Below are 14,617 nucleotides of genomic sequence, written 5' to 3'. Positions count from 1 at the left end.
CCCCACGGGTGAACTCACCCGATCGTGTCACCTCGAGTCGGCATCGCTCTTAGGCTTTCGTCGTGCGGCTGTCGTGGCCGTTGACCGGCCGGTCCGAAGAGCTGCGGCGGATTCATGCCGCACTCACGAGCCCGGCTGTCACCGGCGTGGTCGTCTCCGGCGCGGAAGGCGTGGGCAAGAGCCGCCTCGCCGACGAGGTGCGGTCGACGCTCGCAACACGGGGATTCGTCGACCGATTCGTCGCCGCGACCTCGTCCGCCCGCGCGGTTCCGCTGGGCGCCTTCGCCGAGTGGGTGCCCTCAGGAGCCACCGCCACGGTCGATCTCGTCCGCGGCGTCGTGGCGTCGCTGACCTCAGCCCCGCCGGGCTCCCGAGTTCTCGTCGTCGTCGACGACGCGCATCTCCTCGATGACCTGTCGATCTTCGTCGTGCACCAGCTCGTGCAACGACGCGCAGCCGACGTCCTTCTCACCGTCCTGGATTCCGAACCCATTCCGGTGGGACTCCAGGAGGTGTGCAAGCTCGGCGGATTCGACCGGCTGCGCATCCAGCCGTTAGGGCTCGGCGATACCGCCGAGCTGGTGTCGGCCGCGCTGAACGGAGCGGTCGCCGCCGAGACGACGCGCCGCCTGTGGGAACTGACCCGGGGCAACCCGTTGTATCTGCGCACGATCGTCGAACAGGAAATCGACGATGGGCGGATCGAACAGCTGCACGGGCACTGGCGCTGGATCGGCGAGCCGGGCCTTCCGGCAGGTCTCATCGAACTGATCGAAGGCCGCCTCGGCGCCCTGCCCGAGGAGCTCACCGACGTTCTCGACGTGCTGGCGGTCTACGAACCGATCCCGCTACCCGCGCTGAACCGGCTCGCCGGACCGGCCGCGGTCGAGGACGCCGACACCCGCGGCCTCGTCACGGTCTCACACACCGCCACCGGGCTCGAGGTGCGAGTGGCCCACCCCGTTTACGGCGAGGTGCGCCGCAGACGGGCACCGGCGACCAAGCTGCGTCGCCTGCGCGGGCTGGTCGCCGACGGGCTCGCGACCTCCGCCGATGCCGATGCCGTCCCGCTCGTGGTCCGGCGTGCCGCGCTGCTCATCGATTCGGATCTTCCGCCCGACCCGCACCTGCTCACTCGAGCTGCCCACGGCGCGGTGGCACTGGCTGACCTGGCGCTGGCCGCGCGGCTCGCGAGGGCCGCGATGCACTCGGGCGCCGGCCCGGAAGCGCATTTCGTCTGCTCCCACGCGCTGTCCTGGTTGGGCGAAGGCACTGCGGCCGACGAGGTGCTCGCAGCGCTGGACACCGCCCGCCTCACCGACGCCCAGCGCGCCCGCCTCGCGTTTCTGCGCGCCAGCAACGCACTCTGGGCGCTGGCCGACCCGACCCGCGCGAAGGCACTCATCGACGCGGCCGCCGACACGGTGCCACCACAGCAGCACAACTACATCGATGCCTTCAACACCGTGTACTGGTTCGCGGTGGACCGGCCTGACGCGGTCCCACATTGGGAGACCACCACATTCGACGAGTTGCCCGCCATCGTCGGCGCGGAGACCGCCTGGGCGATGACGACGGTGCACGCCGATGCCGGTCGCACGTCGGCGGCGGTGCACGCCGCCGCGGCTGGGCGTCGTGCCGTGACCCGGTCGTCCGAGGCGCCACACATGGCTTTCAACATCGAGGACTCCCACGTCAGCGCTCTGTGGCGGGCCGGTGAGATCGACGCCATCGACGAGGTCACCGACCGCGTTCGACGCCAAGCCGCCGATCTCCCCGGCTCCGGACAGGCCCTCGGCGCCGCCATCGCGGGGCGGGCCGCTCTCGCCCGCGGCGATCTCGGACAGGCGTGCGCATTACTGAATGACGCCGCCGACGAACTGTGCGAAACCCACCCGCTCGGCTGGGGTTTCCGGTACAGCCTCCCGCGCGCTACGGGGTTGGCGATGCGCGGCGACGTCGACGCGGCGGCGACGGTCCTGGCCACGCTGACGGGTCTGGCGCGTCCGTTCCGATCGCTGGACGACGAGCTCAGCGTGGCCCGGGCCTGGGTGGCCGCGGGCCGCGGCACCGTCTCCACCGCCGTGGCGATCCTGCTTGCCGCAGCCGAAAGGGCCAGAGCAGTCGGTCGTTTCGCCGTCGAAGTGATGTGTCTTCAAACGGCGACCCAATTCGGGAACGACACGTGCGCCCCGCGGCTGGCCGAACTCACCTCCATCGTCGAAGGCCCGCGCGCCGCCCTCGCCGCCGACTTCGCGTTCGCGCTCGGTAACGGCGATGCGGCCCAACTAGCCGCGCTGGCAATGCGATTCGAGCAGATGGGTGACCTGGTGGCTGCGCTGGACGCCAGCGCGCACGCCGCCGTCAATTACCGAAAGCAGGATCGGCGCGGATCGGCACTGGCGTGTGCGGCTCGCGCCGAGGAGTTGGCGCGGCGGTGCGGCGGCGCCAGAACGCCGGCGCTTGACCTGGCAAGCGCGCCGGTACCGCTGACCGACCGCGAACGCGAGATCGTGACGCTCATCGGTCGCGGGATGTCCAACCGCGCGATCGCCGAGCAGTTGACTCTGTCCGTGCGCACCGTCGAGAGCCACATCTACCGGGCGATGGCTCGCTGCGGCGCCGCCAGCCGCGACGAGCTGGCCGCGCTGCTGCGACCGGGCGTTTGAGGGGTCGCGCCACCGTTGCATCCAGGTCGGCCACAGTGCAGTGGTGCACTACTGCAGCCGCCTGCCCGTCGCCGGATCACGATGATCTCGTCGTCACAACATCGGGAGGTCACGAAATGTCTGCTCTGTCTTTACACCCCGCGAGTCCGCTCGGCACCCATCGGCATCTGGTCAGCGCGCACGAGGTGGCGCACTGGATCTCAACCGCGGTGCACGCCACGTTCGCGCGGACCGTCGAGGACACCGGCCCCCGCGTGCCCCGGCATTATCCCGAGCGCCGCACAGCGTTCATGGAGCAAGCGGCCATGCAGCGCGAGATGTTTCGCCTGTGAGAGCGGCCTTCTGCCGACACGCGACGGTTCGTCGACGAGGGGTCGAACTGCTCACGCCATGTCCGCGATCCACGCCGGTTGGCTGTCGAGTCCGAGCGACTGGGCTTCGGTTCGGTACCGGGCCAGCAGGTCCCGAACATTCTGCTCATCACCCTCCGCGCGCGCCAGCAGTGCGCGTAACCGCACCAGGGTGATCCGTGGTATCGCCTCGTTCTCGTCGACGCAGCTCGCCCATGTTTCTGTCACGCGCCGCGCCTCATCGACGTCGTCGGCATGACCGCGCTCCAACAACGATTGCACGAAAAACGCTGCACCCCGAAGTCCGTAGTAGATTCGGCCGGCACGCCGGAGATCGTCGACGCTCCTTCTCATCGTTTCCAGGGATCGGTCGACGTCTCCGGTGCGGAACTGCTCCCGCGCCGTCCACAGATCGGCGACGGTGACCAGAAACGGCGCCGCAGCATCGAGGAACATCTCGCGCGCCTGCACCATGACGTGCAGCCCGCGCGCTCTACTCTCGGCGTCGTTCCGATTCAGCAACGCCACACCCAGGGTGAAGGTGATGAGCGTGATCCCCACGTTGCTCGATCCCTCGGCCGCCCGAACCGCCGCTTCTTCGATGAGTTCCAGCGTGGCGTCATCGGTGGACAGCACGCCGTAATAGAGTCCGGCGGCGGTCCAGGTGACCGCTGCCGCAAAGGTCGTCGGACCGCTCCTGCGGGCGATGTCGATCGCAGTCTCCCTGCATTCCCGCCATCCGGGCCGGCCCAGCCACCACAACGCGACGGCGCGCCACGCCAGCACGCCGGCCAGCGGCGACTCGAACCCGAACCCGGATCCCAGCGTGTGATCGTCGCCCGCCAAGTCGACGGCGGTCTGCGACCACCGCAGGATCTGACCGAAGTCACCGACGTCGAACCAGATGCAGATCGGGACGAGCATCAGCCCGACTGTCGCGCTGGGCTCACCGATGGACTCCAGCAGCGCCAACTGCTCGGTTGCCAACGGCGCGCCGTCGACAGATCTTCCCGTGTACAACATGTGAGTCAACGGCCCCGTCATCCCGACGGCCAGCGAGAACTTGTCTCCTGCCTGCGCGCACAGTTCCCGCAGTTCCTCGAATCGTCCGCGGCTCTCCCGGATCGCCTGCCATTCGGTCGCGCACAGCATCATGCGCGGAGCGATCCGCGTCGAGAGAGTGTCCGCTTCCTGCTCAGGCAGCTCGTCGGCGATCCTGCGGGCACGTTCCCAACTGGCACGGGCGGCGCCGAGATCGCGGCTGGCAGCCCACGTGGCCGCACGCATGTGCCACAGGTAGGCCATGGGCCCATCGCCGGCGGCCTGCAGATGTTCGGCGATGAGCGCCGCGTTCTCGTCGGCCGCGTTCCCGGCCGCCTCTTCGACAGCGGCCGCCACCCGTCGATGCCAGCCGGCCCTGTCGGCCTTCAACTGGGACTCGTAGGCCACTGCCCGGATCAGCGGGTGCCGGAAGGCGAACTCAGCGCTGGGGGTGAACCGGATCTGGTCGATGAGGTCGACACGGCGCAGTTCGTCGAGGTCCGGCTCGATGCCGAGCGCGACGAGCACGTCCTCGCGGAAGCGGGCCCCGACCACCGCGGCTGCACTAAGCGTCCGCTTGGCCGGCGCGCTGAGGCGGTCGATGCGTGCCTCGATAGCCGCCTGCACTGTCACCGGCACGCTGACGTCGTCGGTGCTCGTCAGGACTCGGTAACTGCCCCGCTCACCGGTCAGCACGTGGGTCTGAGCGAGCTCGCGCACCATTTCCTCGACGAAGAACGGGTTCCCCGCGGCGCGCTCGGCGATCGTGGCCGCGAGTCCGGCAACCGACGGGTCCGAACCCAGGAGCTCCGTCACCAGGGTGGCGACATCAGAATCTTCCAGGGGGCCGAGGGCGACGTGTTGAGCATCGGTCCGCACCGACAGGCTTCCGCTGTACTCGGGGCGTGACGTGATCAGCACCACCGCCGGGATGTGCGGCACGACCGCCAAGAAGTCGGCGAACATCGACTCGCTCACCGCGTCGATCCACTGCGCGTCCTCGACGATGTACACGGCCGGTTTCGTGCGGGCCAACGACGCCGTGTTGATCAGGCCGGTCAATCGGCGACGTCGCGCCTCCGGGTCGATCTGTGGGCGCGGAACGCCGGGATCAGCGATCCCGAGCAGGTCCTCCAACAACAGCAGATCCTGCGGGTCGGCGTCGGGAGGGACGGCATCGCGTAGTCGGCGCCGCGCGATATCGCCCTCGGTGTCGGCGACTCCACTGCTCGCCCGCAGGAGTTCGGCCACCGCGTGGAACGGGACGTCGACGGTGTGCGATTCGCAGTAGCTCCAGAACACCTCGACCCCCCGCGCCGCCGCCGAGGCCGCGGCTTCTCGAGCCACGCGACTCTTGCCGATCCCCGGCGCGCCAATGAGATTGACCACTCCCCCGCGTCCGCTGACGGCTCGGTCGATCATCGTGTCCAGCAAGGCCAGTTCCCAACGTCGCCCAACTATGTTGGCTTCCATCACCGTTTGCGGGTGCCGCCCGCTGATCCCGAGCAGCCGGTACGCGCAGACAGGGGATCCGGCGCCCTTGACCGTGACCCATTCCGGCTCCGAGAGCACCGTGACGCGCTCGACCAGCCGCGCGGTCGACTCGGAGATCATCACCCCGCCCGGCGGCGCGGCCGACTCCATCCGCTGGGCGAACCCGACGGTCCTTCCGGTCGTGGTGTAGCCCAAGGGAGCCGAACCGATGTCACCGGCGATCACCTGCCCGGAGTTCAGCCCTACCCGAAGCCGGAGCGATACCCCGTCACGCCGCTCGACGTCGGCGGCCAGCGCAGCAACCTCGCGTTGCACTTCCAGGGCTGCCATGCAGGCGTGAAAAGCATGATCTTCCATGGCAATCGGCGCCCCGAACACCGCCATCACGCCGTCGCCGGTGTAGTCCACCTGCCCGCCGCCGTAGCGCTGGACCGCCACAGCCGACCGGGTCACGAGTTCACCCATGACTTCGCGGTAGCGTTCCAACTCCAGTGCGTCGGCGATATCCATCGAGCGCACCACGTCGGCGAACAGCACGGTCACATACTTGAACTCGGCGGGCTCATCGGAGGTGTCCAGCGCGGATCCGCACTCGTCACAGAACTTGGCCCGCGCTCGTGACAGAGTGCCGCACGACCCACACCGCACGCTCATCCGCGCACCGCCGATCCGGGGCTCGCGACCACCCCAGTCCGCTCACTGTACGACGCACGGGGACCCGCGAAAAGAGCTCAGAAACCGAGTCGGCCCAGCTGTTTGGGATCCCGCTGCCAGTTCTTTGCCACCTTGACCCGCAGGTCCAGAAATACCTTGGTGCCCAGCAACTTCTCGATCTGGGTGCGGGCAACGGTGCCGACCTCTCGCAGGCGGGCACCGCCCTTGCCGATCACGATTCCCTTCTGCGAATCGCGTTCGACGTAGAGTACGGCACGCACGTCGATCAGGTCCTCCCGGTCAGGCCGGCGCTCGACCTCATCGATGACCACGGCCAGCGAGTGCGGTAGCTCGTCGCGCACACCTTCGAGCGCCGCTTCGCGGATGAGCTCGGCCATCAGCACCTCTTCGGGCTCGTCGGTCAGCTCCCCGTCGGGATAGAACGCCGGACCGGGCGGCAGCTGCGCGACCAGCACATCGACGAGCACATCGAGTTGCGCTCCCGAAGTCGCTGAGACGGGCACGATCTCGGTGTCGGGCCCCACGAGCTCGCTGACCGCGATCAGCTGTTCGGCGACCCGGTCTTTGGCGACCTTGTCGATCTTGGTGACGATGGCGATCAGAGTGGTCCGCGGCGCGACGGCGCGGATCTGCTCGTAGATCCACCGGTCCCCCGGCCCGATCCGCTCGTCGGCGGGGATGCACAGCCCGATCACGTCGACCTCGGAGTAGGTGTCCTTGACCAGGTCGTTGAGCCGCTGCCCGAGCAGCGTGCGCGGCCGGTGCAGACCGGGGGTGTCGACCAGCACGATCTGAAAATCGTCGCGGTGCACGATGCCGCGGATGGTGTGCCGGGTGGTCTGCGGCCGGTTCGACGTGATCGCGACCTTGCTGCCGACCAGCGCGTTGGTCAACGTCGACTTGCCGGTGTTGGGCCGGCCGACGAAACAGACGAAGCCCGAACGGAATTCGGTCACTGTACGACGCCCGCCCGGTCGGTGATGATGACGACGGCGTCCTCGGAGAGCTCCCGCACCGCGGCGACGCCCGCGTCGTCGGCGGTGCCGCCCACTACCACGGCGGCCTCCACCCCGGTCGCGCCGCTGGACACCGCCGCCGCGACCGCGGCCTGTAACGCGGTCAGCTCGAGGGTGTCGAGCGCCACCGGCGCGCCGGCGTAGGTTCGGCCGTCGCTGTCCCGTACCGCGGCCCCGCTGGCCGCGTCCGCGCGGCCCATGGCCCCGCGCGCCAGCACCACCAGCTTCGCGTCCTCGGCATCGAGCTCACTCATCGGTTGCCTTCTCTTCATCGTCGTCGGGAACGGGTTCGACACGGCTGACCAGCACGGTGCCGATCCTGACCCGGCCCCGCGGATCGGGACCGCCCTCGGCCCGCAGCAACAGACCGTCCCAGGCCACCTGGGCGCCCGGCAACGGCACCCGACCGAGCTCGAGGGCCAGCAGGCCGCCCACGGTGTCGACGTCGAGGTCCTCGTCGAACTCCACCCCGTAGAGCTCGCTGAGGTCCTCGATCGGCAGTCGGGCCGATACCCGGTACTGGTCGGTGCCCAGTTCCTCGACCGGCGCCACCTCATCGGTGTCGTACTCGTCGGCGATCTCACCGACGATCTCCTCGAGCACGTCCTCGATCGTGACCAACCCGGCGATCGCGCCGTACTCGTCGACCAACAGCACCATGTGCACCCGGTCGCGCTGCATGTCCCGCAGCAGCTCGTCGAGCGGCTTGGAATCGGGCACGAACTCCGCGGCGCGCATCACATCGGACACCCGGGTGTCCCGGCCACCGGTGGTCGAGTAGTACGTTCGCTGCACCAGGTCCTTGAGATACACCACGCCGACGACGTCGTCGACGTTCTCACCTATCACCGGGATGCGGGAATGCCCGCTGCGCACCGCCAGCGAGGTGGCCTGCCCGGCAGTCTTGTCACTCTCGATCCACACCATCTCGGTGCGCGGCACCATCACCTCACGAGCGGCCGTGTCACCGAGCTCGAACACCGACTGGATCATCCGGCGCTCGTCGTCGGCCACCACACCGCGCTGCTGGGCGAGGTCGACCACCTCGCGCAGTTCGATCTCCGAGGCGAACGGCCCGTTGCGGAAACCGCGTCCGGGGGTCAGGGCGTTGCCGAGCAGCACCAGCAGCCGGCTTACCGGCAGCAGCAGCACCGAAATAGCTTGCAGCGGAAGCGCTGTCAGCAGCGCGATGGTGTAGGCGTTCTGCCGGCCCAGCGTGCGCGGGCCGACGCCGATGGCGACGAAGCTGACGACGACCATGATCGCGGCGGCTGCGGCCAGCCCCCAGGTCACCCCGAGGTGGCCGTCCAGATACGCCGCGAGCAGCACGGTGGCACTGACCTCGCAGGTGATCCGCAGCAGCACGATCAGGTTGATGAAACGAGGCCGCTCGTCCATCACCCTGGCCAGGCGCACCGCGCCGGGACGTTCGTCGCGGACCATCTCCTCGACCCGCGCCATCGAGACCGTGCTCAGCGCGGCATCGATCGCGGCGAACAACCCTCCGAAAGCGACCAGCACCACCGCGCTGATCAGCTGACCGACACCGGTCACCGGTCGTCGGTCAATTCATCGAAATAGCGGGACTGGTCCAACAGCACGCGATCGCGCTGCAGCTGCCGCTCTTTGTGGTACGCCTCGACCTGTTCGGCCACCCATTCTTCGAGAAGTTCGCGCTGCAACGCGAACATCTCTTTCTCCTCGTCGGGCTCGGCGTGGTCGTAGCCCAGCAGATGAAGCACGCCGTGCACGGTCAGCAGCGCCAACTCCTGGCCGAGGGTGTGACCCGCGTCGGCGGCCTGCTTGGCGGCGAATTCCGGGCACAACACGATGTCGCCGAGCACCGACGGTCCTGGCTCGGGCGCGTCGGGGCGGCCCCCGGGCTCCAGTTCGTCCATCGGGAAACTCATCACGTCGGTGGGCCCGGGCAGGTCCATCCAGCGCATGTGCAGGTCGGCCATCGCCGAGGTGTCGAGCAACACCATCGACAGCTCGGCGGCCGGGTTGACGTCCATCTTGCGGATGACGAAGCGCGCGACGCTGATCAATTCCTCTTCGGATACGTCGATGCCCGACTCGTTGGACACCTCGATGCTCATCGGCCGCTACCGCCTCGGCCGGCTTCCCGTGCCGTGGGCACGCCGCTGGGCACGGTTCAGGAGCGAGTCGCCGCCGTACTTCCCCTCCGCCCGCTCATAGGCGTCCACGATCTCCGACACCAGCCGGTGCCGCACCACATCGGCGCTGGTGAGTTCGGCGAAGTGGATGTCGTCGACATTGTCGAGGATGCGCATGGCCGCGCGCAGCCCCGATGTCGCCCCGCCGGGCAGGTCCATCTGGGTGACGTCACCCGTGACGACGATCTTGGAGCCGAATCCCAACCGGGTCAGGAACATCTTCATCTGCTCGGCGGTGGTGTTCTGGGCCTCGTCGAGGATGATGAACGCGTCGTTCAACGTGCGACCCCGCATAAAGGCCAGCGGTGCCACCTCGATCACCCCGGCGCTCATCAGCTTCGGGATCAGTTCGGGGTCCATCATGTCGTGCAGCGCGTCGTAGAGCGGGCGCAGGTACGGGTCGATCTTCTCGTAGAGCGTGCCGGGCAGGAAGCCGAGACGCTCCCCGGCCTCGACCGCCGGGCGGGTCAGGATGATGCGGCTGACCTGCTTGCTCTGCAACGCGCTGACGGCCTTGGCCATCGCCAGGTAGGTCTTACCGGTGCCGGCGGGGCCGATGCCGAACACGATGGTGTGCTCGTCGATCGCGTCGACGTAGTGCTTCTGGTTCAGCGTCTTGGGCCGGATCGTCTTGCCGCGCCGCGACAGGATGTCCAGCGTCAGGACCTCGGCCGGTGACTCGTCGAGGGTGCCGGTCAGCATCGCGACGCTGTGCCGCACCGCGTCGGGGGTCAGTGCCTGTCCACTGCCGACGATCTCGGTCAACTCGGAGAGCGCGCGTTCGGCGAGCGCGACATCGGCGGGTTCACCGGCCAGCGTGATCTCATTGCCGCGCGCATGGATGTCGGCGGAGAGCAGGTCTTCCAGCACCCGCAGGTTCTCGTCGGATGAGCCCAGCAGGCCCACGACTAGGTCGGGCGGAACAGTGAGGCTGCTGCGGACTGTCTGGCCGGCGGTGTCCGAGCTTGCGTTCTCGCGAGGCGCCACGTGGAGTTTTCTGCCTGCTTCCTGGGTCGGTGATCGAAAGCCCCAGTTTAGCCCTGCTCGCCGCGCGCACCCAACGGTTGCGGCGGCGGGGGCACCCGCAGCGGTCGTGAGCGCACCACCTGCGGCCACCAGAACCAGCGACCCAACAACGTCGCGATCGACGGCATCATGAACGCACGCACGATGAAGGTGTCGAACAGCAGGCCCAACCCGATCGTGGTCCCGACCTGCGCGATCACCCGCAGATCGCTGACCACCATCGACGCCATGGTCAGCGCGAACACCACACCCGCGAGCGTGACGACGCTGCCGGTGCCGCCGATCGAGCGGATGATGCCGGTCTTGATGCCGGCGCCGATCTCCTCTTTGAACCGCGAGACCAGCAGCAGGTTGTAGTCCGATCCGACGGCGATCAGCGCGATGATCGACATCACCAGCACCATCCAGTGCAGTTCGATGCCGATGATGTGCTGCCAGATCAACACCGACACCCCGAACGACGCGCCCAGCGACAGGATCACGGTGCCGACGATGACCAGCGAGGCCACCAGGCTGCGGGTCAGCAGCAGCATGACCATCAGCACCAGGGTCAGCGCGGCGAGGATGGCGATCATCATGTCGTAGCGGGACCCGTCCGACATGTCCTTGAACGTCGCCGCCGTACCGCCGAGCTGGATGGTGGCGTCCTCGAGGGGAGTACCTTTGAGCGCCTCGATCGCGGCGATCTTGATGGGTTCCACGCGGGCCAGCGCCTCGGGCGCAGTCGGGTCACCGCGGTGTGACACCAGCATCCGCACCGTCTTGCCGTCGGGCGAGAAGAAGCTCTCCATCGCCCGCTGGAAGTCCTTGTTCTCGAACACCTCCGGGGGCAGATAGAACGAGTCGTCGTTGCGGGCCGCGTCGAACGACTTCCCCATCTCGGTCGAGTTCTCGCTCATCTCGTCCATCTGGTCATAGAAGCCGCCCATGGTGGCGTACGTCGTCAGCATCATGTGCCGCATGCTCTCCATGGTTTCGATCATCGGCGGGAACGTCGCCAGCATCTGGGGCAGCAACGCCCGCATCGTCTCCATGTTGACCAGCGCCTTGTCGAACGAGTCGGTCATGGTGCTGATGCCGTCCATCGAGTCGAACAGCGACCGGAACGTCCAGCACATCGGGATGTTGAAGCAGTGCGGTTCCCAGTAGAAGTAGTTCCTGATCGGTCGGAACTGGTCGTCGAAGTTGGCGATCATGTCGCGGATCTGATGCACGGTCTGCTGCATCTCGGTGAAGTCGTCGATCATCACGGTGGTGACGTTGGACAACTGCGTCATCAGGCCGTACATGGTGCGCATGGTCGCGATGGTGCGGCCCAGGTCGTCGGCCTGGGTGCGCATGTCGGCCATCCGGTCCTGCATCAGCTTCATGTTCTGCTGCTGACCGACACCCTGCATGCTGATCAGGAACGGGATCGAGGTGTTCTCGATGGGCGTGCCGTCCGGGCGCGTCGGCGCCTGCACGCGGGACACGCCCTCGACCGCGAAAACCCTTTTCGCGAGGCGGTCCAGGATCAGGAAGTCCGTCGGGTTGCGCAGGTCGTGGTCGGATTCGACGAGCAGGATCTCGGGGCTCATCCGTGACAGCGAGAAATGCTCGGTGGCGGCCTGTAGCCCGGCGTTGGCCGGTATCGACTCCGGCACGTATTTGGTGTCGTCGTAGCTGGTCTGGTAGCCGGGCAGCGCTGCCAGCCCGATGAACGACAGCGCCAGCGACGCCACCAGGATCGGCCCGGGCCAGCGGACCACCATGGTGCCGACGCGGCGCCAGGCACGAATTCTGATGGCGCGCTTGGGCTCGAGGAGACCGAACCGGCTGCCGACGGTCACCACCGCCGGTCCGAGGGTCAGCGCCACCGCCACCCCGGCCAGGGTGCCCACCCCGCAGGGCACACCCATGCTCTGGAAATACGGCATGCGGGTGAAGGACAGGCAGAACATCGCCCCGGCGATCGTCAGGCCGGAGCCCAGCACGACGGGCGCCGTGCCGTGGAACATCTCGTAGTAGGCCTCTTCGTGGGTGGCCCCGGAGGTCCGGGCTTCCTGGTACCGGCCGACCAAGAAGATCGCATAGTCGGTCCCCGCCGCCACGGCCAGCGAGATCAGCAGGTTGGTCGCGTAGGTCGACAGACCGATGAGCTCGAAATGGGCCAGGGCGGCGACCACGCCGCGGGCCAGCCCCAGCTGCACGACGACCACGACGAGCAGCAGCAGCACCGTCGAGATCGAGCGGTAGAAGAACAGCAGCAACACGATGATCACACCGAAGGTGACCAGCAGCACCAGCGCCATGCTGCTCTCGCCCGCGATGTTGACGTCGGCGATCATCGGCGCCGGGCCGGTGACATGGACCCGCACCCCGGGCGGGGGCGGCGAATTGGCCACGATGTCCCGGACCGCGGCGACCGCCTCGTTGGACTCGGCTTCCCCCATGTTGCCGGCGAGGTTGAGCGTCGCGTAGGCGGCCCGGCCGTCCGAACTCTGCGCGGCCGCCTCGGTCAGCGGGTCGCCCCACGTGTCCTGGATGTTGCGGACGTGCTCGTCGGCGGCCTCCAGGCTGGCGATGAGTCCGTCGTAGTAGTCGTGCGCGTCGTCACCGAGGGGCTGGTCGGTCTCGCTCTCCAGGACGATCAACGCGATCGAATCCGAGTCGGACTCCTCGAAGAGCCGGCCCATGTCGGACATGGCCTGCATCGACGGCGCGTTACTGGGGCTCATCGACACCGAGTGCTCGGCGGCCACGACCTCGAGTTGGGGCACCAGCACATTCAGCGCGACCAACAAGAGCGTCCAGCCCAGGATGATGGGTACGGCCAAGCGCCGGATCCACTGCGCGAGGAACTTCGGTCGGCGCAGCGTCTCGCTGCGGTTGCCGGCGACGCCCATCAGGCCGCCTTGGTGAAGCAGTAGATGTACGCGCTGACGTTGTTGATGGTGCGTTCGTCCTTGACCTCGCCGTCGGCGGTGATGCGGCACCCGATGAAGTTGCCGTTACCCTGCGCCACGATGTTGCCGCCCATGGCCACCGCATCGGTCTCGATGTCGATCGACCACGGCAGCGCTGCACCCACGATCTGGTTGGGGTCACCCTCGGCATCGACGTAGTTGATGTCGGCGACCGCGCCCGGCTCGCCCCAGACCTCGTAGCGCACGATCTTCGGATCGGACGTGTTCGAGTCCTCGGTAGCGCTTCCGGTGTAGACGGGCAACGGATCGGCCGCGAACATGTTCCGCAGCCGCCAGACGGCGAAGCCGCTGACAACGAGCACGATCACCAGGACGAGCGGTATCCAGGCTCGGGACAGACGGGTGAGAATCGGAAGTCCTTTGAGATCGGCGCAGCCCTCGGGCTTCTGACAGTTAGAGGGAAGGCTAACCTATCTAAATTCCGCTTGGCGGACTACCCCCTGGGGGTTTGTCAGGCCCAGCGCCGAGTGAGCACTCCGAGCGCTCCCAGCGCAACGGCGGCGGCCGTCGACGTGCGCAGCACCGTCGGGCCCAGCCGTACCGCGACGGCGCCGGCCCCGGTCAACGCCGCCAGCTCGTCGTCGGCGACGCCGCCTTCGGGTCCGACGATGAGCATCAGCGACTCGGCCTGTGCGGGCACCGCGCCGGCGAGTCCGCGGGTGGCCGACTCGTGCAGCACCAGTGCCGTTCCCGGGGCCGCGGCCCGGATTCGGTCCACCAGTTGCTGCGTGCCGATCACGCCGTCGATGTCGGGGATGTGCGGACGCCGTGACTGCCGCGCCGCGGACCTCGCGACGGCACGCCAGCGGCGCAGTCCTTTCTCGATCTTCGCGGTACCGTCCCAGCGGGCCACGCACCGCGCCGCCTGCCAGGCCAGCACAGCGTCGGCGCCGGCCTCGGTGGCCAACTCGACCGCCAACTCGGAGCGGTCGGACTTCGGCAGGGCCTGGACAACGGTGACCGAGGGCCCCGTGCGCGCGATGACGCGGCAATCGCGCACCCGCGCCGACAGGCTGTTCTTGGTGACCTCCTCGACGACGCAGTGCGCGACCGCGCCGCTGCCGTCGGACAGGTCCAGGTGCTCGCCGGGGCGGATCCGCCGAACCGTCGTGGCATGGAACCCGGCGTCACCGTCGACGACGGCGAGTTCACCGACACCGGGCAGCGCGTCGACGTAGAACAGGTCACGCACGCGACGAGCCT

11 protein-coding genes are annotated in these 14,617 nt (G+C 68.1%); 2 read left to right on the top strand and 9 right to left on the bottom strand.

The annotated features are described in order from the left end of the window. Positions 1-62: 62 nt before the first annotated feature. Positions 63-2,669, top strand: a complete 2,607-nt coding sequence (locus tag G6N31_RS03610) for a helix-turn-helix transcriptional regulator (RefSeq protein WP_098003552.1) — start codon at positions 63-65, stop codon at positions 2,667-2,669. Between the two features lie 116 nt (positions 2,670-2,785). Next, positions 2,786-3,001, top strand: a complete 216-nt coding sequence (locus tag G6N31_RS03605; protein ID WP_098003553.1) for a hypothetical protein — start codon at positions 2,786-2,788, stop codon at positions 2,999-3,001. Positions 3,002-3,052: 51 nt separating this feature from the next. Here G6N31_RS03605 and G6N31_RS03600 read toward each other — a convergent pair whose 3' ends face one another. From G6N31_RS03600 to G6N31_RS03560, 9 genes are all read right to left on the bottom strand, one after another. Further along, positions 3,053-6,208, bottom strand: coding sequence for an ATP-binding protein (locus G6N31_RS03600; protein WP_098003554.1), 3,156 nt, complete (start codon positions 6,206-6,208; stop codon positions 3,053-3,055). A gap of 77 nt (positions 6,209-6,285) precedes the next feature. Continuing rightward, a complete protein-coding gene (gene era / locus G6N31_RS03595) occupies positions 6,286-7,185 on the bottom strand; it encodes a GTPase Era (protein ID WP_098003555.1) in 900 nt (299 codons plus the stop codon). Continuing rightward, positions 7,182-7,499, bottom strand: coding sequence for a cytidine deaminase-like protein (locus G6N31_RS03590; protein WP_098003556.1), 318 nt, complete (start codon positions 7,497-7,499; stop codon positions 7,182-7,184). The genes era and G6N31_RS03590 overlap by 4 nt, the downstream gene beginning before the upstream one ends. Beyond that, positions 7,492-8,799 (bottom strand): hemolysin family protein, encoded by a 1,308-nt coding sequence (locus G6N31_RS03585; RefSeq protein WP_098003557.1) that lies wholly within the window; start codon positions 8,797-8,799, stop codon positions 7,492-7,494. The genes G6N31_RS03590 and G6N31_RS03585 overlap by 8 nt, the downstream gene beginning before the upstream one ends. Beyond that, complete coding sequence (gene ybeY / locus G6N31_RS03580) at positions 8,796-9,344, bottom strand: rRNA maturation RNase YbeY (protein WP_098003558.1); 549 nt, start codon at positions 9,342-9,344, stop codon at positions 8,796-8,798. Before ybeY ends, G6N31_RS03585 begins: the two co-directional genes overlap by 4 nt. A gap of 6 nt (positions 9,345-9,350) precedes the next feature. Beyond that, on the bottom strand, positions 9,351-10,409 hold the full coding sequence (locus G6N31_RS03575; RefSeq protein WP_098003559.1) for a PhoH family protein: 1,059 nt from the start codon (positions 10,407-10,409) through the stop codon (positions 9,351-9,353). Positions 10,410-10,456: 47 nt separating this feature from the next. Then, positions 10,457-13,333: an MMPL/RND family transporter gene (locus tag G6N31_RS03570; protein WP_098003560.1), complete on the bottom strand. Its 2,877-nt coding sequence runs from the start codon at positions 13,331-13,333 to the stop codon at positions 10,457-10,459. Continuing rightward, positions 13,333-13,752: an MmpS family transport accessory protein gene (locus tag G6N31_RS03565; protein ID WP_098003561.1), complete on the bottom strand. Its 420-nt coding sequence runs from the start codon at positions 13,750-13,752 to the stop codon at positions 13,333-13,335. Before G6N31_RS03565 ends, G6N31_RS03570 begins: the two co-directional genes overlap by 1 nt. 113 nt (positions 13,753-13,865) lie before the next feature. Further along, entirely contained in the window at positions 13,866-14,606 is a 741-nt protein-coding gene (locus G6N31_RS03560) for a 16S rRNA (uracil(1498)-N(3))-methyltransferase (RefSeq protein ID WP_098003562.1), read from the bottom strand. Positions 14,607-14,617 lie beyond the last annotated feature (11 nt).

This window comes from Mycolicibacterium duvalii, assembly GCF_010726645.1.
Classification (GTDB): Bacteria; Actinomycetota; Actinomycetes; order Mycobacteriales; family Mycobacteriaceae; genus Mycobacterium; species Mycobacterium duvalii.
This window is presented reverse-complemented; position numbering and strand designations above follow the sequence as displayed.

What these genes read in the sequence shown, in the direction of transcription:
- G6N31_RS03605 (WP_098003553.1), top strand. Translation starts at nt 2,786, where the DNA reads ATGTCTGCTCTGTCTTTACACCCCGCGAGTCCGCTCGGCACCCATCGG.
- G6N31_RS03600 (WP_098003554.1), bottom strand. Translation starts at nt 6,208, where the DNA reads ATGAGCGTGCGGTGTGGGTCGTGCGGCACTCTGTCACGAGCGCGGGCC.
- G6N31_RS03590 (WP_098003556.1), bottom strand. Translation starts at nt 7,499, where the DNA reads ATGAGTGAGCTCGATGCCGAGGACGCGAAGCTGGTGGTGCTGGCGCGC.
- ybeY (WP_098003558.1), bottom strand. Translation starts at nt 9,344, where the DNA reads ATGAGCATCGAGGTGTCCAACGAGTCGGGCATCGACGTATCCGAAGAG.
- G6N31_RS03570 (WP_098003560.1), bottom strand. Translation starts at nt 13,333, where the DNA reads ATGGGCGTCGCCGGCAACCGCAGCGAGACGCTGCGCCGACCGAAGTTC.